Origin of the sequence: Bradyrhizobium sp. BWC-3-1 (assembly GCF_032917965.1) — a bacterium.
Lineage (GTDB): Bacteria > Pseudomonadota > Alphaproteobacteria > Rhizobiales > Xanthobacteraceae > Bradyrhizobium > Bradyrhizobium canariense_D.
In genome coordinates, this window is the sequence record NZ_CP136625.1 from 3360917 (window position 1) to 3380069 (window position 19153).

General features: G+C 64.6%; 23 protein-coding genes. 18 read left to right on the forward strand and 5 right to left on the reverse strand.

The genetic code is table 11. The annotated features are described in order from the left end of the window. Positions 1-26 precede the first annotated feature (26 nt). The 7 genes from RX329_RS16080 to RX329_RS16110 all read left to right on the forward strand — a co-directional run bounded on the left by RX329_RS16080 (position 27) and on the right by RX329_RS16110 (position 5992). Positions 27-962 (forward strand): AAA family ATPase, encoded by a 936-nt coding sequence (locus RX329_RS16080; RefSeq protein ID WP_085351062.1) that lies wholly within the window; start codon positions 27-29, stop codon positions 960-962. 131 nt (positions 963-1093) lie between these two features. Continuing rightward, complete coding sequence (locus tag RX329_RS16085; RefSeq protein WP_317246121.1) at positions 1094-2296, forward strand: VWA domain-containing protein; 1203 nt, start codon at positions 1094-1096, stop codon at positions 2294-2296. Positions 2297-2305: 9 nt separating this feature from the next. After that, positions 2306-2629 (forward strand): XdhC family protein, encoded by a 324-nt coding sequence (locus RX329_RS16090; RefSeq protein WP_007602422.1) that lies wholly within the window; start codon positions 2306-2308, stop codon positions 2627-2629. 2 nt (positions 2630-2631) lie between these two features. Continuing rightward, positions 2632-3333, forward strand: a complete 702-nt coding sequence (locus tag RX329_RS16095; protein WP_018455586.1) for an XdhC family protein — start codon at positions 2632-2634, stop codon at positions 3331-3333. Then, a complete protein-coding gene (locus tag RX329_RS16100; protein ID WP_085351064.1) occupies positions 3330-4934 on the forward strand; it encodes an NTP transferase domain-containing protein in 1605 nt (534 codons plus the stop codon). Before RX329_RS16095 ends, RX329_RS16100 begins: the two co-directional genes overlap by 4 nt. Before the next feature lie 194 nt (positions 4935-5128). Beyond that, complete coding sequence (locus tag RX329_RS16105; RefSeq protein WP_018455588.1) at positions 5129-5518, forward strand: DUF4189 domain-containing protein; 390 nt, start codon at positions 5129-5131, stop codon at positions 5516-5518. 63 nt (positions 5519-5581) lie between these two features. After that, a complete protein-coding gene (locus tag RX329_RS16110) occupies positions 5582-5992 on the forward strand; it encodes a DUF2000 family protein (RefSeq protein ID WP_085351065.1) in 411 nt (136 codons plus the stop codon). A gap of 43 nt (positions 5993-6035) precedes the next feature. Here the strand turns inward: RX329_RS16110 and RX329_RS16115 are convergent, their stop codons facing one another. The 3 genes from RX329_RS16115 to RX329_RS16125 are packed head-to-tail and all read right to left on the reverse strand — an operon-like array spanning position 6036 to position 7257. After that, positions 6036-6449: a GFA family protein gene (locus tag RX329_RS16115; protein WP_018455590.1), complete on the reverse strand. Its 414-nt coding sequence runs from the start codon at positions 6447-6449 to the stop codon at positions 6036-6038. Positions 6450-6460: 11 nt separating this feature from the next. Beyond that, the gene (locus RX329_RS16120) at positions 6461-6925 is read right to left on the reverse strand and encodes an SRPBCC family protein (RefSeq protein WP_085351066.1); all 465 of its coding nucleotides are present in this window, start codon (positions 6923-6925) and stop codon (positions 6461-6463) included. After that, positions 6922-7257: an ArsR/SmtB family transcription factor gene (locus tag RX329_RS16125; protein WP_085351067.1), complete on the reverse strand. Its 336-nt coding sequence runs from the start codon at positions 7255-7257 to the stop codon at positions 6922-6924. The genes RX329_RS16120 and RX329_RS16125 overlap by 4 nt, the downstream gene beginning before the upstream one ends. 108 nt (positions 7258-7365) lie before the next feature. Here RX329_RS16125 and RX329_RS16130 point away from each other — a divergent pair, with 108 nt between their 5' ends. The 7 genes from RX329_RS16130 (at position 7366) to RX329_RS16160 (ending at position 13992) form a co-directional block, all read left to right on the forward strand. Beyond that, the gene (locus RX329_RS16130) at positions 7366-8055 is read left to right on the forward strand and encodes a TetR/AcrR family transcriptional regulator (protein ID WP_317246122.1); all 690 of its coding nucleotides are present in this window, start codon (positions 7366-7368) and stop codon (positions 8053-8055) included. Further along, a complete protein-coding gene (locus tag RX329_RS16135; RefSeq protein ID WP_085351069.1) occupies positions 8052-8840 on the forward strand; it encodes an HlyD family secretion protein in 789 nt (262 codons plus the stop codon). Before RX329_RS16130 ends, RX329_RS16135 begins: the two co-directional genes overlap by 4 nt. After that, positions 8837-9766, forward strand: a complete 930-nt coding sequence (locus tag RX329_RS16140) for an ABC transporter ATP-binding protein (protein WP_018455595.1) — start codon at positions 8837-8839, stop codon at positions 9764-9766. The genes RX329_RS16135 and RX329_RS16140 overlap by 4 nt, the downstream gene beginning before the upstream one ends. Continuing rightward, the gene (locus RX329_RS16145) at positions 9763-10926 is read left to right on the forward strand and encodes an ABC transporter permease (protein WP_317246123.1); all 1164 of its coding nucleotides are present in this window, start codon (positions 9763-9765) and stop codon (positions 10924-10926) included. The genes RX329_RS16140 and RX329_RS16145 overlap by 4 nt, the downstream gene beginning before the upstream one ends. A 31-nt stretch (positions 10927-10957) precedes the next feature. Next, positions 10958-12265 (forward strand): adenylate/guanylate cyclase domain-containing protein, encoded by a 1308-nt coding sequence (locus tag RX329_RS16150; protein ID WP_085351070.1) that lies wholly within the window; start codon positions 10958-10960, stop codon positions 12263-12265. A 501-nt stretch (positions 12266-12766) separates the two neighbouring features. Next, a complete protein-coding gene (locus RX329_RS16155; protein WP_240544040.1) occupies positions 12767-12955 on the forward strand; it encodes an amidohydrolase family protein in 189 nt (62 codons plus the stop codon). 122 nt (positions 12956-13077) lie between these two features. Next, complete coding sequence (locus tag RX329_RS16160) at positions 13078-13992, forward strand: PhzF family phenazine biosynthesis protein (protein WP_085351238.1); 915 nt, start codon at positions 13078-13080, stop codon at positions 13990-13992. Between the two features lie 149 nt (positions 13993-14141). On the opposite strand, the gene RX329_RS16165 is transcribed toward RX329_RS16160, so the two are convergent. After that, the gene (locus RX329_RS16165; protein WP_018455600.1) at positions 14142-14603 is read right to left on the reverse strand and encodes a DUF488 family protein; all 462 of its coding nucleotides are present in this window, start codon (positions 14601-14603) and stop codon (positions 14142-14144) included. 22 nt (positions 14604-14625) lie between these two features. Then, positions 14626-15447: a DUF72 domain-containing protein gene (locus RX329_RS16170; protein WP_085385045.1), complete on the reverse strand. Its 822-nt coding sequence runs from the start codon at positions 15445-15447 to the stop codon at positions 14626-14628. Positions 15448-15562: 115 nt separating this feature from the next. Between RX329_RS16170 and RX329_RS16175 the strand changes: the two genes are divergently transcribed. From RX329_RS16175 to RX329_RS16190, 4 genes are all read left to right on the forward strand, one after another. Next, positions 15563-15943, forward strand: coding sequence for a hypothetical protein (locus RX329_RS16175; protein WP_085351074.1), 381 nt, complete (start codon positions 15563-15565; stop codon positions 15941-15943). An 89-nt stretch (positions 15944-16032) separates the two neighbouring features. Then, positions 16033-16236, forward strand: coding sequence for a hypothetical protein (locus RX329_RS16180; RefSeq protein ID WP_085351075.1), 204 nt, complete (start codon positions 16033-16035; stop codon positions 16234-16236). 256 nt (positions 16237-16492) lie between these two features. Next, positions 16493-17626, forward strand: a complete 1134-nt coding sequence (locus RX329_RS16185; protein ID WP_085351076.1) for a glycosyltransferase family 2 protein — start codon at positions 16493-16495, stop codon at positions 17624-17626. A gap of 6 nt (positions 17627-17632) precedes the next feature. Then, positions 17633-19135: a glycosyltransferase family 39 protein gene (locus RX329_RS16190; RefSeq protein WP_085351077.1), complete on the forward strand. Its 1503-nt coding sequence runs from the start codon at positions 17633-17635 to the stop codon at positions 19133-19135. The last annotated feature ends 18 nt before the right edge of the window (positions 19136-19153 follow it).

The following is a 19153-nucleotide window of genomic DNA, read 5'->3' on the forward strand; positions in this document are numbered from 1 at the left end:
AGGGCGTAGCGAGACTGGCTTTTTTCATGACCTCAGCGGCCAATACGTCCGGTGCCAATACTTCAGTTGTATTGCCGGCATCGGTCGATTCGATGCTCGAACTCCTGACGTCGCGCGGCTATCTCGCCGAGCGATCGCTGGCCACGGTGACCTATCTGTCGCTGCGCATGGGCCGGCCGCTGTTTCTGGAAGGCGAAGCCGGCGTCGGCAAGACCGAGATCGCAAAAGTGCTGTCGGCGGCCTTGGGGCGGAAGCTGATCCGCCTGCAGTGTTACGAAGGCCTCGACGTTTCCTCGGCGGTCTACGAATGGAATAGCGCCGCGCAGATGATCGCGATCCGGATGGCGGAAGCCGCCGGCGACACCGATCGCGATCAGCTCTCCTCCGATATCTTCGCCGACCGCTACATGATCAAGCGGCCGCTGCTGCAGGCGCTGGAGCCCGACGTTGCGGGACCGCCGGTGCTCTTGATCGACGAGCTCGACCGCGCCGACGAGGCGTTCGAGGCATATCTGCTCGAAATCCTCAGCGACTTCCAGGTGACGATTCCCGAATTCGGCACCGTGAAGGCGCCGCATCCGCCGATCGTGATCATCACCTCCAACCGCACCCGCGAAATCCACGACGCGCTGAAGCGGCGCTGTCTCTATCACTGGGTCGATTATCCCGATGCCGATCGTGAGCTCGCGATTGTCAAGTCGCGCGTGCCGGGCATCTCCGCGAAACTGTCGCAGCAGGTCGTGCGCTTCGTCCAGGCGCTACGCAATCAGGATTTCTACAAATCGCCGGGCGTTGCCGAGACCATCGACTGGGCCACTGCGCTGTCGGAGCTCGACGCCCGCTCGCTGACCCCGCAAGTGGTCGGCGACACGCTGGGCGCGCTGCTCAAATACCAGGACGACATCACGCGGATGCAGGGCGACACCTTGCAGAAGGTGCTGAAGGAAGCGACGAGCGAGTAACTTGTCATTCCGGGCCGCGCGGGAGCGTGAACTCTGGTGCGCAATTGCGCACCTGAGAATCTCGCGCCACAATCTCTGGATTCCGGGTTCGTCGCTTCGCGAGCCCCGGAATGACGGAGCGAGGAAAGACCATGGCCATCAACCACCTTGCGCCTGAGCAGACCGAGCAGTTCGCCGACAACATCGTGGGCTTCGCCCGCGCGCTGCGTTCGGCCGGCATGCCGGTCGGGCCGGGTGCGGTCATCGATGCCATGAGCGCGCTTGAGGTGATCGACATCGGCCACCGCGCCGACGTCTTCACCACCCTGGAGGCGATCTTCGTCAAGCGCCACGAGCATGCGCTGATCTTCAAACAGGCCTTCAACCTGTTCTTCCGGGCGTCGGAAGAGTGGAAGCACATGCTGGATTCGGTGCCGCTGCCGGAGCAGGCCAAGAAGAAGCCGCAGGCCGGCTCCCGCCGCGTCCAGGAGGCGATGTCGCAGCCGCGCATGACGGAGACGCCGCAGCACCAGGAGCAGGATTTGCGCCTGTCGGTCTCCGACAAGGAAATCCTTCAGAAGAAGGATTTCGCTCAGATGAGCGCGGCCGAGATCACCGAAGCGCTCCGCGCTGTCGAGCGGATGCGGCTGCCGCAGGCCGAGCTATTGACGCGCCGGCACCGGCCCGATGCGCGCGGGCTTCGTCTCGATTTGCGCCGCACCTTACGCGCGTCCTTGCGCACCGGTGGCGACATCATCGACCTCCATCGCCTCGGGCGGATCGAGAAACCGGCGCCGATCGTCGCGCTGCTCGACATCTCGGGTTCGATGAGCGAGTACACCCGCCTGTTCCTGCATTTCCTGCATGCCATAGGGGACGCGCGAAAACGTGTCTCGGTGTTCCTGTTCGGCACTCGCCTCACCAACGTGACCCGGGCGCTGCGCCAGCGCGACCCCGACGAGGCGCTGGCGAGCTGCTCGGCCTCGGTCGAGGACTGGGCCGGCGGCACGCGGATCTCGGCCTCCCTGCACAATTTCAACAAATTGTGGGCGCGGCGCGTGCTGAGCCAGGGCGCCATCGTGCTGCTGATCTCCGACGGGCTGGAGCGGGAAGCCGATTCCAAGCTCGCCTTCGAGATGGACCGGCTGCACCGTTCCTGCCGGCGGCTGATCTGGCTCAACCCGCTGCTGCGGTTTGGCGGCTTCGAGGCCAAGGCCCAGGGCATCAAAATGATGCTGCCGCACGTTGACGAATTCCGTCCGGTACATAATTTGAGCTCGATCCAGGAGCTGATCACCACGCTCTCCCGGCCGCTGCCGCCGCATCACCGCAGCTTGATCCGCTCCGCAGCCTGAGAGGTAGCCATGCTCGATCGCGACGAGGATATTCTGAAGGCGGCGGAGGACTGGCAGAAGGCCGGCCGTGGCGTCGCGCTCGCCACCGTGGTCGAGACCTGGGGCTCGGCACCGCGTCCGGCGGGCTCGAGCCTAGTCATCAACGACGAGGGCACGTTCCTGGGGTCCGTCTCCGGCGGCTGCGTCGAGGGCGCCGTGGTCACGGAGGCCATGGATGTGATCCAGAGCGGCAAGCCCAGGATGCTGGAGTTTGGGGTTGCCGACGAGACTGCCTGGAATGTCGGGCTGTCCTGCGGCGGCACCATCCGCGTCTTCGTCGAGAAGGTCGGCTAGCCGTGAAGCTCGAGATCCTGCACGAACTCAATACCGAGCGCGCCGCGCGCCGCGCGGTGATTTTGGTCACCGACACCGAGAGTGGTGAGCAGCGCCTGGTGAAGGCCAAGGATTTTGCCAAGGATCCATTAGGCGCCGAGCTCGACAAGCAGCTTCGCATGGGCAAAAGCGCCAGCGTCGAAGCCGGCGGCAAGAAGCTTTTCCTCAACGTCTATGCGCCGACCGCAAAGCTCGTCATCGTCGGCGCCGTCCATATCAGCCAGGCCCTGGCACCGCTGGCGCGCTCGCTCGGCTACGACGTCACCGTGGTCGATCCGCGCACGGCCTTTGCGAGCCCCGAGCGCTTCCCCGACGTTCCACTGGTCGCGGAATGGCCCGACACGGCGCTGCCGCTGCTCAACGTCGACGCCTACACGGCCTTCGTCGCGGTAACGCACGATCCCAAGATCGACGATCCCGCGCTGCTGCACGCCTTCGAGCGCAACTGCTTCTATATCGGCGCGCTCGGATCGCGGAAGACGCACGCCAAGCGCGGCGACCGGCTGCGGGCGCAAGGCGCCAAGGAGGCTGACATCGCGCGCATCCACGCGCCGATCGGGCTTGCGATCGGCGCGGTCTCGCCGTCCGAGATCGCGGTCTCGATCATGGCCGAGATCACGGCGGTGCTTCGCCTGCCGCCCAAAGAAAAAGAAGAAGCCGCATGAAGTTCGGCCCGGCGAGTCCCAGGGATGCGATCGGCGGGGTGACCGTCCACACCCTGCGCCAGGGACCGCTGGTGCTGAAAAAGGGCACGACGATCGGCCCGGCCGAGGTCGAGGCGCTGGAGCGCGCCGGCATCAAGGACGTTGTGGTGGTGCGGATGGAGGAGGGCGATGTCTCCGAGGACATCGCTGCCGCCAGCATCGCGCTCGCGGTCGGCGGCGAGGGCATCCATGTCGAGCGCGCCTTCACCGGCCGGGCCAATCTGTTCGCCGCGCAGCCAGGCGTGCTGGTGATCGATCGCGCCGCGGTGGACCGCATCAACAATATTGACGAGGCCATTACCTTTGCCACGCTCTCCGCCTACAAGCCGGTGGTCGAGGGCGAGATGGTCGGCACCGTCAAGATCATCCCGTTCGGCGTCAAAGGAAACTTGCGTGATGCCGCGGTGAAGGCCGCGGGTCGCGACGTTCTGAAGATCGCGCCTTACGTCATCAATCGCGTCGGCGTGGTCTCGACGCTGCTGCCCGGCCTGTCCTCCAAGGTGATCGACAAGACGTTGCGGGTCACCGCCGAGCGGCTGGCGCCAGCCGGAGCCGGCATCATCGCGGAGCGGCGGGTTCCGCATGAGGAGCAGGCGCTGTCGGCTGCGATCAAGGAACTGCTGGGACTTGGCGCCGAGCTCGTGATCGTGTTCGGTGCATCCGCGATCGCCGACCGCCGCGACGTGATCCCTGCGGCCGTGACCGGCATCGGCGGCGAGATCGAGCATTTCGGCATGCCGGTGGATCCCGGCAACCTGCTGCTGATTGCCCGGGCCGGCGCCGTGCCGGTGCTGGGCGCGCCCGGCTGCGCGCGCTCGCCGGTCGAGAACGGCTTTGACTGGGTGCTGATGCGGCTGCTCGCGGGCATCAAGGTGACGCGGTCCGAGCTGATGGGCATGGGTGTTGGCGGCCTCCTGATGGAGATCGTCACGCGCCCGCAGCCGCGCGCAAAACCGGAGATCGAGGGCAACAACCAGGTCGCGGTCATCGTGCTCGCAGCAGGCCGCTCGACCCGGATGGGTGGGCCGAACAAGCTACTGGCCGAGCTCGATGGCAAGAAGCTGGTGCGAATAGCGACCGAGCAGGCGCTGGCCTCCAAGGCGTCCGAGGTGATCGTCGTCACCGGCCATCAGACCGAGCTGATCGAACAAGCCTTGCAGGGCCTGAAGGTGCGTTTTGTCAAAAATCCGGATTTTGCCGGCGGCATCGCAAGCTCGGTCAAGGCGGGCATCGCGGCCGTTCCCGAGGCGTCCGACGGCGCCGTGGTCTGCCTCGGCGACATGCCGCTGATCGACGCCGGCCTGATCGACCGTCTCATCGACGCGTTCGCACCGGACCGCGGCAATCTCATCGTCGTGCCCGTCAGCGAAGGTCGCCGCGGCAACCCTGTGCTGTGGTCGCGCCGCTTCTTCAAGGAGTTGATGACGCTCGACGGCGATGTCGGCGCGCGCCATCTGATCGCCAAGCACACCGAGGCCGTCGCCGAAGTGCCGGTCGACGGCGAGAGCGCCTTCCTCGACATCGACACGCCGCAGGCATTGGAAGCGGCACGGCGGGGATAGCGGTTCGTAGGGTAGGCAAAGGCGCGCAGCGCCGTGCCCACCATCCCTCGACACGGTGGTGTTTGATTGGTAGGCACGCGTCGCTTTGCCCACCTACCGCGCCGCCCAGGCCTCAATTCAACGCCCCGTTCACCATCTGGAAACAACCGCCGCTTACAGTCACCTTCACCTGCCTTGGGGGGAGGGGTTTTTCCATGGCTTCGAACGTCGTCGCGCGCCGTTGCGCGATGTTTTTCTTTGCGCTGTCCGTCTGCATCGCGGGCGCTCGCCATATCACGGATGCGCATGCCGCCGGTGCATTTGCGGTCGGCAAGTGCGGCGCTTACGGCCAGGCCTTTGATTATGGCGCCGAGCACGAAGCCCGTGCGGCGGCGCAGAAGCAGTGCAAGGGCGATTGCACGACCGTGACGATGAAGCGCGCCTGCGCCGCGATGTCGGTCGATCTTTCCAATCCCTGCGGCGCCTATGGCTATGCCGTCAAGCCGAAGATCTCGACCACGCTCAATGCCGCCACGCGCGAATGCTACAAATACGGCGGCAAGGAATGCGTGATCCGCGCCTGGGCCTGCGACGCCAAGGGTTGATTCCTGTTGCAGTCATTCCGATCGTGCGTAGCATCGAATCCGGAATGACAGTCGGGGAGTTGCATGCAGTTCGATACCAAGATCGCCATCGTGATTCGTACCGATCTTCAAGCCTGGCAGAAGCTCAACGTCGCGGCCTTCCTCACCAGCGGCATCGCCGCGGCCTTTCCGGAATGCATCGGCGAGCCCTATGAGGACGCGTCGGGCACGAAATATCACGCGCTGATCGGTCAGCCCATCCTGATCTATGGCGCCGACGGTCCCGCATTGACGCGCGCGCTCGATCGGGCCCTGACGCGCAACGTCAAGCCGGCGGTCTATACCGAGGACATGTTCAAGACCACTCATGATGCCGCCAACCGCGAGGTGGTGAGGGCAGTGGCGCGCACCGATCTCAATCTCGTCGGTCTCGCGATGCGCGCGGGGCGCAAGGTGATCGACAAGATCGTCGACGGGTTGAAGTTTCATAGTTGACGTGAACGCGCGCGGTCTTGCGCGCGCTTCCACCTGCGATGCCTCACCCCGGCGGCATGCCCGCGAATTTGGGCAGGTCAGGGTCAAGACGATCCCAGTGATGTCCGCGCGCGGCGAAAGTGACCGCCTGCGGCTTGTAGCGGGCGGGCTCGTCGAGGCTTGCGGCGCGGATCGTGAAGACGTCGGGCTGTGCCGCGAAGGTCATGTACACAGGCACGCCGCACTGTGTGCAGAAACCGCGCGTCTTCACGTTGCCGCTGTTGGCGACCATGTCCCAATGCTTTGCCTCGCCCGTCACCGTGACGCCGTCGCGTGCGAATGTCATGTACGAGCCGTGGGCGCTGCCGCTTTCGCGCTGGCAGTCCCGGCACTGGCAGTGATTGCTGAACAGCGGCTCACCGGCAATCGAATAGCGGATCGCGCCGCAGGCGCAGCCGCCGGTATAGGGCTTGGTCATGCGATTACTCCTTACTTGTCTTCGCCGCTGATCTCGTCGAGCTGGCGGACGACCTTCTTCCAGCCGCCGCTCATGCCCGTGTAGGCCGATTCGTTCCTGGGCAAGACGAAGCCCGCATGAACCAGACGGATCCGCGTGCCGTCCTCGACCGGGGTGAGGGACCACGTCACGACGGTGTCGAGCGGCGCGCCGTAGCCAATGTTGCGCTCATCGCCGCCCTTCCAGGCGTAGACGAGGCGGCGGTTCGGCATGACTTCCAGGACCCGGCAATGGATGACACCATCCCATGCGCCGCCCGGCGTGGTCTGGTAGGTGAAAGTGTTGCCTTCGACGGCCTCGAAACCGGTCGGCGGCATCAGCCAGCGCGCGATCAGCTGGGCGCTGGTCAGCGCCTTCCAGATCGTCTCCGGCGCATGAGGGAGCACCTCGTCGATGACGATGTCTTTTGTCTCGGCTTTCAATTCAACAGCACTCACGGGTCGATCTCCTTCAAGAGGTCACGCAGGTTCTGGAAGCGCTCGCGCCAGAACACGCCGTAATGGTCCATCCAGGAGACCAGCGGTTCGAGGCCTTGCGGCGCGGCACGGTAATAGACGTTGCGGCCCTCGGCACGCTCGGCGACGAGGCCGGCCTGCTTGAGGGACTTCAAATGTTGCGAGATCGCGCCTTGCGTCACGCCACTTCCCCGCGTGAGTTCAGCGACGCTGATCTCCGTGCTCTCGAACACGCGTTCGAAGACGGCGCGTCGCGTCGGGTCCGCGAGGGCGCGCATGACGGTGGTAACGGGATTTGGGGCGGCTTCGATCATAGAATTAGATTAGCCGTCGCTAATGAATTAGTCAATACTAATTTGTGGACCAGATTGGGTCCGCAGCGCTGTCTTGACTATGACTGACTGGTCAGTCATATCAGATAGATGACCAGGAAACAAGCCGCCACGCCGCCCGCAGCTCGCGCGAACGCGAAGGCCAATTCACACGCTGGCGAGGACGCGGTGCCCGCGTCGAGCCGTGCCACGCGCGCGGCGGAGCGGCGCGCGGCGATCGTGGATGCCGCGATGGAGGAATTCATCGCGCGGGGCTTTGCCGCGACGCGGCTCGACGACATCGCGAAGCGTGCGGGTGTCGCCAAGGGCACCATCTACCTGCACTTCAAGGACAAGGAATCGATGTTCGAGGAGCTGGTCCGGACGGTGATCGTGCCTGTCGTGACCCGGTTGACGGCATTGCCGCCACCGGCGGGCTCGGTGCGCGATCTGGTCGAGGCGTTTGCGAGTAACTTCCTGAAGGAGGTCATCGGCACCAGGCGCGGCGATCTCGTGCGCCTGATCGTGGCCGAGGGGCCGCGGTTTCCCTCCGTGGCCGACTTCTACTACCGCGAGGTCGTCTCGCGCGGCATCTCCGCCATGCGCGCCCTGATCGAGCTCGGCATCGCCCGCGGCGAGATCCGCCAGAAGAACCTGGCGCACTATCCGCAGATCCTGGTCGCACCCGCGATGATCGCGGTGATCTGGCAGAGCCTGTTTGCGCGGCACGCGCCGCTCGACGCGCAGGACATGCTGCGCGTTCATCTCGATTTGATTTTTGGCGAACGGAGCACGACATGAGGCCGTCGCAAGCAATTTCTGTACTCGCATTGATCGCGGTCCTCGCGACCGGGCTTGCCGGTTGTAAGGACAAGCGTGATCCCGGCTTCCAGGGCTGGGTCGAGGCTGACATGATCTTCGTTAGCCCAGACGAGGCGGGTCGCGTGACGAAGCTCAATGTCCGCGAGGGCGATCAGGTCAAGGTCGGCGATCACCTCTATTCCGTCGACGACGATCTCCAGCTTGCCGATCTCAATCAGAACAAGGCGACGCTGGCGAATGCGCAGCAAACCTACGATCGCGCGGCTTCGCTGAGCAAGACCGGCTCGGGCACGCAGGCCAATCTCGACTCGGCGGTCTCCGCCTTGCGCGTCGCCGAGGCACGGGTGGCGACCTCGGAGACGCGGATGGCGCGGCGCAAGGGCTTTGCGCCGGTCGCCGGTACCATCCAGCAGATCTATTTTCGCGAGGGCGAGATGGTGGCGGCGCAGCGGCCGGTGCTCTCGATCATGCCCCCCGGCAACATGAAGCTGCGCTTCTTCGTGCCGGAGACCGAGCTGCCGAAGCTTGCGATCGGCGATACGGTGCGGATCGCGTGCGACAATTGCGCCGCCGATCTCACCGCAAAGATCTATTTCATCGCAACCTCGGCCGAATACACGCCGCCTGTCATTTACAGCCTCGAGGAGCGCAACAAGCTCGTCTATCTGATCCAGGCGCGGCCTTCGCGTCCCGACGCCTTGCGCGTCGGACAGCCGATCGACGTCTATCTCAATCCAAAAACTCCGGTGGCGGACAAACGATGAGCGGCAATGGCATCGCGATCGACGTCAAGGGCCTGACCAAGTCGTTCGGCGGCCGGGAGGTCGTGCACGATCTGTCGATGCAGGTGAAGCGCGGCTCGATCTACGGCTTCCTCGGGCCGAACGGCTCCGGCAAGACGACGACCATCCGCATCCTCTGCGGCCTGCTCACGCCGGACAGCGGCGAGGGCACCTGCCTCGGCTACGACATCCTGAAGGACGCCGAAAAGATCAAGCGCCAGGTCGGCTACATGACCCAGCGGTTCAGCCTCTATCAGGACCTGTCGGTGCGCGAGAATCTCGAATTCGTCGCGCGGCTCTATGGCCTTGCCGACGCCCGCGGCGCCGCGCGCGACATGATCAAGCGGATCGGGCTCTCGGGGCGCGAGGAACAGCTCGCGGGCGAACTCTCCGGCGGCTGGAAGCAGCGGTTGGCGCTAGGTGCCTGCACATTGCCCAGTCCGAAACTGCTGCTGCTCGACGAGCCGACCGCCGGCGTCGATCCCAAAGCGCGGCGCGATTTCTGGAACGAGATTCATGCACTCGCGGCCGACGGTCTCACCGTGCTGGTCTCGACCCACTACATGGACGAGGCCGAGCGCTGTCACGAGATCGCTTATATCGCCTATGGCCATCTGCTCGTGCATGGCACCGTGGACGAGGTGATCGCGAAATCCGCGTTGACGACCTACACCGTGACGGGCGAGGACCTGAACGAGCTCACGGCTGCGCTCACCGGCAAGCCGGGAATCGACATGGTGGCGCCGTTCGGCACGTCGCTGCACGTCTCCGGCCGCGACGTCGCCGCGCTCGAGGCCAGCATCGCGCCGTGGCGCGAAAAAAGCGGACTGCATTGGCACAAATCATCGCCGTCACTGGAAGACGTGTTTATCGAATTGATGAGCCGTTCCAAGGACAATTTCCAATGAGCGCGGTCGATCATCCTGAACCCCAGCACGCGATCCGGGAGCGCTTCGGCTTCTGGAGGCGCTCCTATGCGATGCTGATCAAGGAGTTCATCCAGCTCAAGCGCGACCGCGTGTCATTTGCGATGATCGTGATGCTGCCTGTGATGCAGCTGCTCTTGTTCGGCTATGCCATCAACACCACGCCGCACAATCTGCCGAGCGCGGTGCTGCTTCAGGAGGATTCCGATCTCGCACGCTCGATCCTGAAGGCGCTGGAGAACACCGCCTATTTCCGCTTTCTCTACGAAGTCCACGACGTCGAAGATTTCGACAATCTCCTGAAATCCGGCAAGGTTCTGTTCGGCGTCGAGATCCCGCGCGGCTTCGAGCGGGCAGTGCGGCGCGGCGATAAGCCGGCGCTGCTGGTCGCGGCTGACGCCACCGATCCAGTGGCGGCGAGCGCGGCGATCGGCTCGCTCGGCATGGTCGTGCAGACCGCACTCAAGCACGATCTCTACATCAGAGATCCCCCGGAGATGCCGTTCGAGATCCGCGCGCACGCCCGCTACAACCCCGCCGCCGCGTCGAGCCTCAACATCGTGCCGGGCCTCGTCGGCACCATCCTGACCATGACCATGCTGATCTTCACCGCGCTCTCGGTCACGCGCGAGGTCGAGCGCGGCACGATGGAGAGCCTGCTGTCGATGCCGATCAAGCCGGTGGAGGTGATGTTCGGCAAGATCATTCCCTACGTGCTGGTCGGGTTCGTGCAGGCGTTCCTCATCATTGGCATCGGGGTCGGCCTGTTTGGCGTGCCGGTGCTCGGAAATCTGTTCCTGCTGGCGCTGCTCTCGACGCTCTTCATCACGACCAATCTGGCGATCGGGTACACGATCTCGACGCTGGTGCAGAACCAGCTCCAGGCGATGCAGATGTCGATGATGTTCTTCCTGCCGAGCATCTTGCTATCCGGCTTCATGTTCCCATTTGCCGGGATGCCGGCCTGGGCGCAATATGTCGGTGAGTGCCTGCCGCTGACGCATTATTTGCGCATCGTCCGCGCCATCATGCTGAAGGGTGCGAGCATGCAAAATTTGCGTTTCGACGCGTTGGCGCTGGCGGTCCTGATGCTGCTCGCCATGACCATCGCCGTGACGCGCTTCCGCCGCACGCTGGATTGAGGCAAGATGCCCCTGGAATCAAGGGGGCGGAATGGTCAGTTTTGCGAGCAGGAAGGCCCGGCAGCATGCCGTGATGTCCGAAGACTTCGAGCGCGAGCTGACGCGCGAGGTGCTGCGCACCGAGCTCGTGCGAGTGAGGGCGCTGATCACGACGGGCTGCGTCATCGTCGTGTTCCTCACCGCGATCTACCTCGTCAATTCCTCCGTGGTGCAGCGGGTCTGGCGGGGCACGGAGGGGCTTGCCGAGGTCTATGGTCTCCTGACCGGCTTCATCCTGTTCGAGGTCTGGGTTCACAGCCAGATCAGGCGAAACCTCAAGCTCGACCGCGATCTGCCGGTGATCCGGCGCTATATCGGCGCGCTGATCGAGACCTCGCTGCCGACCGTCATCCTGATCCTGCAGATCCGCAGCATGGGCGCGAGCCAGGCGCTCGGCTTCGTCGTGCCGCTGATCTATTTCATTTTCGTCATCCTCTCGACCCTGCGGCTCGACTTCTGGCTGTCCACCTTCACCGGCTTCGTCGCTGCGGGTGAGTTGCTCGCTGTGGCGCTGATCTTCGATCCCGCCAGCGGGAGCGGCGAGCCGCAGATCTATTTCCACGCGGTGCGAAGCACCATCATCCTGATCTGCGGCGTGCTTGCAGGCGCGGTCGGTGCGCAGCTCCGCCGCCAGTTCGCCGCAAGCATTGCCGCAGCGACCGCGCGAGACCGGGTGACCAACCTGTTCGGTCAGCACGTGTCGCCACAGGTGGTGGAGCGGCTGATGGCGGCGGGGACGAGCGTCGCCGGCGACCTCCGCCGCGTCGCCGTGATGTTCGTCGATTTCCGCGGCTTCACCGCCGGCGCGCAGTCGCGCACGCCGCAGGAGGTGGTCGACCGGCTCGACGGCGCCTTCGCCGTCCTGGTCGACATTCTCGACCGCGAGGGGGGCATCGTGAACAAGTTTTTGGGCGACGGCTTTCTGGCCCTGTTCGGCGCGCCGCTGGAGACCTCCGACGCCGCGCACCGCGCGGTCGCCGCGGGCCGCGAGATGCTGACCGCGATGGCGCGCATCAACGCGCAGACGAGCTGGCCGCTCAGAATCGGAATCGGCATCCATTTCGGCGAGGTCGTCGCCGGCAATATCGGCTCGCCCCGGCGCAAGGAATACACTGTCATCGGAGACACCGTGAACTTCGCCTCCCGGCTGGAGGCGCTGAACAAGGAGTTCGGCTCGCAGCTCTTGATCTCGGCGGCGGTCCGCGAGGCGCTGGGCGAGGACGGCGACGATGCGGTGTCGCTTGGGGAGGTCGAGGTGCGCGGCTATGAGCAGAAGGTGGCGGTGTTTCAACTGGGGTGAGGGCCGCCGCCTGCGCCTTCACTTGTGAGTCGCGTTTCGTTGAAGCGGCTCGCGTTTCGTTGAAGGCGCGTGATGAAATATCCTTGGTAGCTTTTGGGTCTTGCATGGTGGAAGCCGAAAATCTCAGCTTCCCTTTGTTACCCGGAGAAAGCCAATGACTCGATCGATCCTTGTTGCAGCCGCCCTGATCGCCGCTGTCACCCAAAGCCAGGCCGCATCGGCGCGGGACAGCGTGCCGCGCCGCGCCGCAACTCACGTGGCGGCCGACTGCGTCAGGGCTCCGGCAGCAGGCGCGTATGCCTCTGCGCCTTACGCACAGCCGCCTTGCCTGCCCAACACGGCGTCCGCGTACTAACTCGCGGCAGAGACGAAGCCGGGCCGGTGAAGTCCGCCAGCCCGGCGTCGCGAACGCTGATGGCGGACTGCGCGGGATCTCGCGCTGGAGGCCGAGTAGATTCGGCGCCGTATCGCAACGGCGCGGCCGGCGAAGATTTTGCGAAGATGGCCTACCCGCTGCTGCGCAACGCGTACGGCCTCGATCGACTGCTCTGGGGCAGCGACTGGCCGCACACGCAGTTCGAGAAGGCGCAAAGCTACGCGAAGAACCGGCGATTTATCGATGGGCTGATCGTCGATCAGAGTGAACGCGCGCAAGTGCTCGCATCGCCACGTTCGCTCTGCCGCTTTTGATCCGTCTTCCGCGATTGCTCCGATTGCACTCTATTTTGGGGCATGACGGGCGATGTCGCCGGCTTGTAGAGTGCCGGCGATGCAGCCGACCGAGGCTGCGCTTGCGTGAAGAGGAAGCGAAGATGCAGCGCCGCTACATCACCGTCGACGTGTTCACCGACCGCGCCTTCGGCGGCAACCAGCTCGCCGTGGTGCTGGATGCCGGCGGGCTCTCCACGCAGCAGATGCAGGCGATCGCGACCGAGTTCAACTATTCGGAGACGACCTTCGTACTGCCGCCGCGCGATAAGGCCAACGACGCCGAAGTGCGCATCTTCACGCCGGTGTTGGAGATCGCCTTTGCCGGTCATCCCAATGTCGGCACAGCCTTCGTGCTGGCGTCGCTGGCGAAGGAGCCGAAACCTCGCCTGCTGTTCGAGGAGAAGGCGGGGCTCGTGCCGGTCGAGATCGTGCGGGAGCAGGGCCGGGTGGTCAGAACGGAGCTGACCGCGCCGCAGCCGCTGGCGCGGTATGCGCCACTGTCACCTGCTGAAGCCGCGAGTTGCATCTCGCTCGGCGCGGATGACATCAAGACCGACAACCACGCAGCGCACGTCGTCACCGTCGGAAACGCGTTTCTCGTGCTGGAGCTGCATTCGCGCGAGGCGCTGAAGCGGGCCCGGCCGGATGCCGCGGCCTATGGCAAGATATTGCCACGCGATGGCGCCCGCTCGGTGTGGTTTTATACCCGTGACGTGCCCGCAGCGGAGGCGCCATGTGAGCGCCAGGCGCGCATGTTCATGCGCGGCGTCAGCGGCCTCACCGAGGATCCCGCGACCGGCAGCGCAACCGTCGCAGCCGCCGCGCTGTTCGCCGATCTCGATCCCAGGCGCGACGGCGAGTTGAGGCTCACGGTCGGCCAGGGCTTTGACATGGGCCGGCCCAGCATCCTGCAGACGCGCGTGCGCAAGCAGGACGGCAAGATCGTCTCCGCCCATGTCGGCGGCAGCTGCGTGCAGATGATGGAAGGGACGTTGAGGCTTGATGGGGAGGGTTAGCTCTCTATTCCATCGTCATGCCCGGGCTTGTCCCGCCTGCGCGGCCGAAGCCGCTTCGGCGACGCGAAGGCCCGGGCATCCACGTTCTTCGTGCTGTGTGGCAAGGCGTGGATGGCCGGGACAGGCCCGGCCATGACGGAGAGAGTCGTTCAGGCCTGCCGTCCCGCCAAATTCTTCACCGTTACCCCATCGCGCTCCTCGATGATCTCCGCGATCATCTGGCGGTGGCAATGGGTGTGGTCGCGCTCGTAGCAAAGCAGGCAGACGGGACCGGCTTTCTTCACCAGCGCCGAGAGCTCGTCCATCTGCTCCCTGGCCTCCGGCGTCTTCAGGTGCTTTGAGAAAACCTTCTCCAGTACATCGTATTGCCCGCTGCGGGCGGCGAGGCGGCCTTCCTTGGGCGTGCCGAGCGCTGCCAGATGGACATAGGCGATGCCGCGTTCATCGAGGCCTGCGGCGAGCTGCCTCTTGGAAAAGCCGGGCCGGCGCGATGACGTCACCGCGCGCACGTCGACGACGAGCTTGACGCCGGATTGCTCCAGCTCGTCGAGCACTGCCTTCGGCGGCGTCTGCTCATAGCCGATGGTGAAGAGCTTTTTTGCCTTTGCCATGAGACACCTTTAGCGAAATACCTCAGCTCACCCGTGCGATCAGTTCCATCGCGCCGGCTGGCGCGCGCACCTTGCCCTCGTGGATGACATAGGCGAACACGTCGCGCGGCTCCTTCTTCGGCTTGGCCTTGTCGACCTTCGGCAGGTCGTCGGGTTCGCTTCCCTCGGCCCAGTCCTGAAAGCGCTTGGCCCAGGCATCGAGCTGCTTCGGCGGATAGCAGGTCTTGATCTCGTCATTGCCCTTCTGCAGTCGCGCATAGACGAAATCGCCGGCGACGTCGGCGATCGCCGGATATTTGCCGTGCTCGGCGAACACGACGGGCGTCTCGAATTCGCGGATCAGCGCGACGAAATCCGACGTGCAGAAACTGTCGTGACGGACCTCGACGACGTGGCGCAGCGCGCGTCCCTCGAGCTTGCGCGGCAACAGCTCGAGGAATTTTCCGAAATCGGCGCCGTCGAATTTTTTGGTCGGCGCAAACTGCCACAGCACTGGCCCAAGATGATCGCCGAGTTCCAGCACGCCGGAATCATAGAAACGCTTGATGGAATCCCCGGCCTCGGCCAGCACGCGCCGGTTGGTGGCGAAGCGCGGCCCCTTCACCGAGAACACGAAACCATCAGGCACCTCGCTCGCCCATTTGCGAAAGCTCTCCGGTTTCTGCGAGCCGTAATAAGTCCCGTTGATCTCGATCGAGGTCAGCTTCGAGGCGGCGTAGGACAGCTCCTTGGCTTGCGTGAGCTTCTCCGGATAGAACACCCCGCGCCATGGCTCGAAGGTCCAGCCGCCGATGCCGATGAAGATGTTGCCGGATTTTTTGGACGCGGTTTTTGCTTTGGCCACGGGAGGATCTCGGATGCGGGAGGAGGGCCTCCATCCTAATCAAACCAGTTGTGATTGGCCAGTTGCGACGTCCCGTCTAAGCTCGCGATAGGATCTGCGAAAAAAGGAGAACAAGATGCGGATGCTGATGGTGGGAGCGGCGCTCGTCATGATGACATCTGCTGCCATGATATCTTCAGTTATGGCCGACGATGACGATGCCAAGGGTGCGCAGAAGCTCGCCACGCAGGGCCGCGACGATTATTGGCATTGCCTGGCGCGGGAATATTCGCGCGTCGGCAATCAGGGCCTGTCGGAACAGGATTTTGGCCGCTCCGTCGCCGGAGCCTGTCCGTCGGAGCGACAATACTACCGGGTGGCACTGCTCGATTATCTCACCACGCAATATCCGGATATTGATGCCGGCGCCCATCTCGCGACCGCGAACAGGGCGGTGGAGGCGGCGCAGAAGGACATCGTGACGGCCTTCGTCAAGCACAAGCCGCCGCAGAAATAGCCCATTGAACCGGTGCGTCCGACAAGCCCTTCCGGCAGCGCGCTCATCCATGGTATCACTGGGCGCATCTGGAACAGGGATGGGTTTCCATGTCGTCTGAGTCGGTGGGGGGCATTTTGGGCGCGATCGTCGCGGCGATCGTGCTTGCGATGGCCGTCGTCTTTGGGCCGATCGGCCAGTACGGCAAGCCGCCCAAACCTGCGAAGGCCGAGCCGGCCGGGGCTGCGGCGCCGGCGGCCCCTGCCGCGCCCGTGCCGCGAGGGCCGGTGATCAAGGAAGTCCCGAACCAGTAAGCGCGTGAAAAAGGCCTCTTCCGCCCCTTGTAAAGCGGCGTTACCGTTCCCATTTAGCTTCTAACGGCGACGTTGAGCGAAAAACTCCGGCGCTGGAACGACCTTGGAATAACAGGCTGCGCCGGATGTACGCGCGGCCCGCCGTTCCGGGGTCGTTGGCATTTTGGGCCCCTTTTGGGGCCGCCCCCCAGAGAAACCCTGGCTTGCTGGCGCAAGTTCTTGGCAGCACAGGACGCGGCGGATATACGCTGCCGTCATGAATGAAGCGATCAGACCGGGCTCCGACATCCCACAGAAGGCTTCGCCGGCGCCCGAATTGTCGGTCGTCGTCCCGACCTTCAACGAACGCGACAATGTCACGGTGCTGTACCGGCGGCTGGAGGCCGTGCTGGCCGGCATCGCCTGGGAGGTCGTGTTCGTCGACGATAATTCGCCTGATGGCACCTGGGACGTCGTGCGCGCGCTGGCCCAGCGCGATAGCCGCGTGCGCTGTGTCCGCCGTATCGGCCGCCGCGGCCTGTCGGGGGCCTGCATCGAGGGCATCCTAGCCTCCAGCGCGCCCTATGCGGCCGTGATCGACGCCGACCTCCAGCACGACGAGACGCAACTGCCGAAGATGCTGTCGCTGCTCGCGAGCGGGCAGGCCGAGCTCGTGGTCGGCAGCCGCTACATCGAGGGCTACAAGAGCGAAGGCTTCAACAAGCAGCGCGCCGGCGCCAGCGCGCTGGCAACGGAACTCGCCAGGAAAGCGCTGCGGGTCGAGATCGCCGATCCCATGAGCGGCTTCTTCATGGTTCGCCGCGACCGCTTCGAGCAGCTGGCGCCGAAACTTTCCGTGCACGGCTTCAAGATCCTGCTCGACCTCGTCGCAAGCGCTAACGGCACCTTGCGCGCCATCGAAATTCCCTACACGTTCGGCGAGCGCCAGCACGGCGAAAGCAAGCTCGATTCCATGGTCGCGCTGGATTTTCTCGGCCTCGTTCTGGCGAAGTTTACCAACGATGCTGTCTCGTTACGTTTCCTGCTGTTCGCGATGGTCGGCGGGATCGGCCTCGTGGTGCATCTCACCACCCTGTTCATATCGCTCGAGCTGTTCAAGGAGCCGTTCGCGGAAGCGCAGGCCTCCGGCGCCATCGTCGCGATGACCAGCAATTTCGTTCTCAACAACTTCCTCACCTATCGCGACCAGCGGCTGAAGGGCTTTGCGCTGCTGCGCGGCCTGATCGCGTTCTACATCGTGTGCAGCGTCGGCCTGCTGGCCAATGTCGGCGTCGCCTTCTCGGTCTACGACCAGGAGCCGATCTGGTGGCTTGCGGGTGCGGCCGGGGCGCTGATGGGCGTGGTGTGGAACTACGCGATGTCCGGACTGTTCGTCTGGCGCAAGAAATAGCTCACGATGGGCGGGGCTGATGCGCGGATCGTCCGCAATACCGCGCTGGTGATCCTTGCGCTGGTCGGCTTGCGGCTCGTCGCAGCCGCCTTCACGCCGATCACCTTCGACGAAGCCTATTACTGGATGTGGTCGCAGAACCTCGCCGGGGGGTACTACGACCACCCGCCGATGGTTGCCTACGTCATCCGCGCCGGCACCCTGATCGCCGGCGACACCGAGCTCGGCGTCCGGCTGGTCTCGATCCTGCTCGCGCTGCCGATGAGTTACGCGATCTATCGCTCCGCCGCGATCCTGATCGGCGGCGCGCGGGTGGCCGCGACCAGCGCCATCCTGCTCAATGTAACGCTGCTGGCCTCGGTCGGCACGCTGATTGTCACGCCCGATGCGCCGCTTCTGGTTGCCTCCAGCTTCGTGCTGTTCTTTCTCGCCAAGGTGCTGGAGAGCGGCCGCGGCATCTGGTGGCTCGCGGTCGGCGCAGCCGTCGGTGCGGCGCTCCTGTCCAAATACACCGCGATGTTCTTCGGGCTGGCGATCCTGATCTGGATCGCTGCCGTGCCGAAACTGCGGCACTGGTTTCTCTCGCCCTGGCCGTATCTGGGCGGTTTCGTTGCGCTCGCGTTGTTCTCGCCGGTGATCCTCTGGAATGCCGATCATCAATGGGTCTCGTTCGCAAAGCAGCTCGGGCGCGCCAGGATCGAGGATTTCCGTCCGGTCTTCATCGCCGAGCTGATTCCGACGCAGATCGCGTTCGCAACCCCGCTGGTGTTCATCCTCGGCGCGATGGGGCTGCACGCGCTGACCTGGCGCCGGGCCGGCGCACTCGCCTCGCGCGTGCTGATCGAGACGATGTTCTGGACCATCGTCGCCTATTTCGTCTGGCATTCGCTGCATGCCCGCGTCGAGGCCAACTGGTTCGCGCCGGTCTATCCGCCTTTCGTCATCGCGGCGGCCGCCGCCGCCAATCTGGTGCAGTGGAAGCCGCGGCAGCGTCGCCTGGTGGATTTCTGCCTGCGCTGGGCCGCACCCACCGGCATCGTGATGTTTGCCGCGCTGATCGTGCAGGCCAATACCGGCTGGCTGTCCGGCTATCGCCGCGATGCGACCGTGCGTAGCGTCGGCGTCGGCTGGCGCGAGCTCGCTGCCGAAATCGAAGCGGTGCGAGCTCGCAATGGCGCGACCTGCGTGCTTGCCCCGGACTACGGCACGACGGGCTGGCTCGCCTTCTATCTGCCGCGCGGCAGCTGCGTGGCGCAGCAAAACCAGCGCATCCGCTGGGCCAACATGCCCGAGCCGGATCCAAAGCTGCTTGCGGGCAAACTGATCTATGTCGACGAGCTGCGCTCTGACGGCCATCCCGCCGTCCACGATCTCTTTGCCAAGGTGACGCAGGTCGCGCAATTGCAGCGCAAGCGCGGCCCGCTCGTGATCGAGACTTACAGCATCGATCTGCTCGAAGGCGCCAAGGGCGACGTGCTGGACCGCTCGCCGCCGCCGGAAGCGCGGTAGCTCTCCTCGGAACGACGA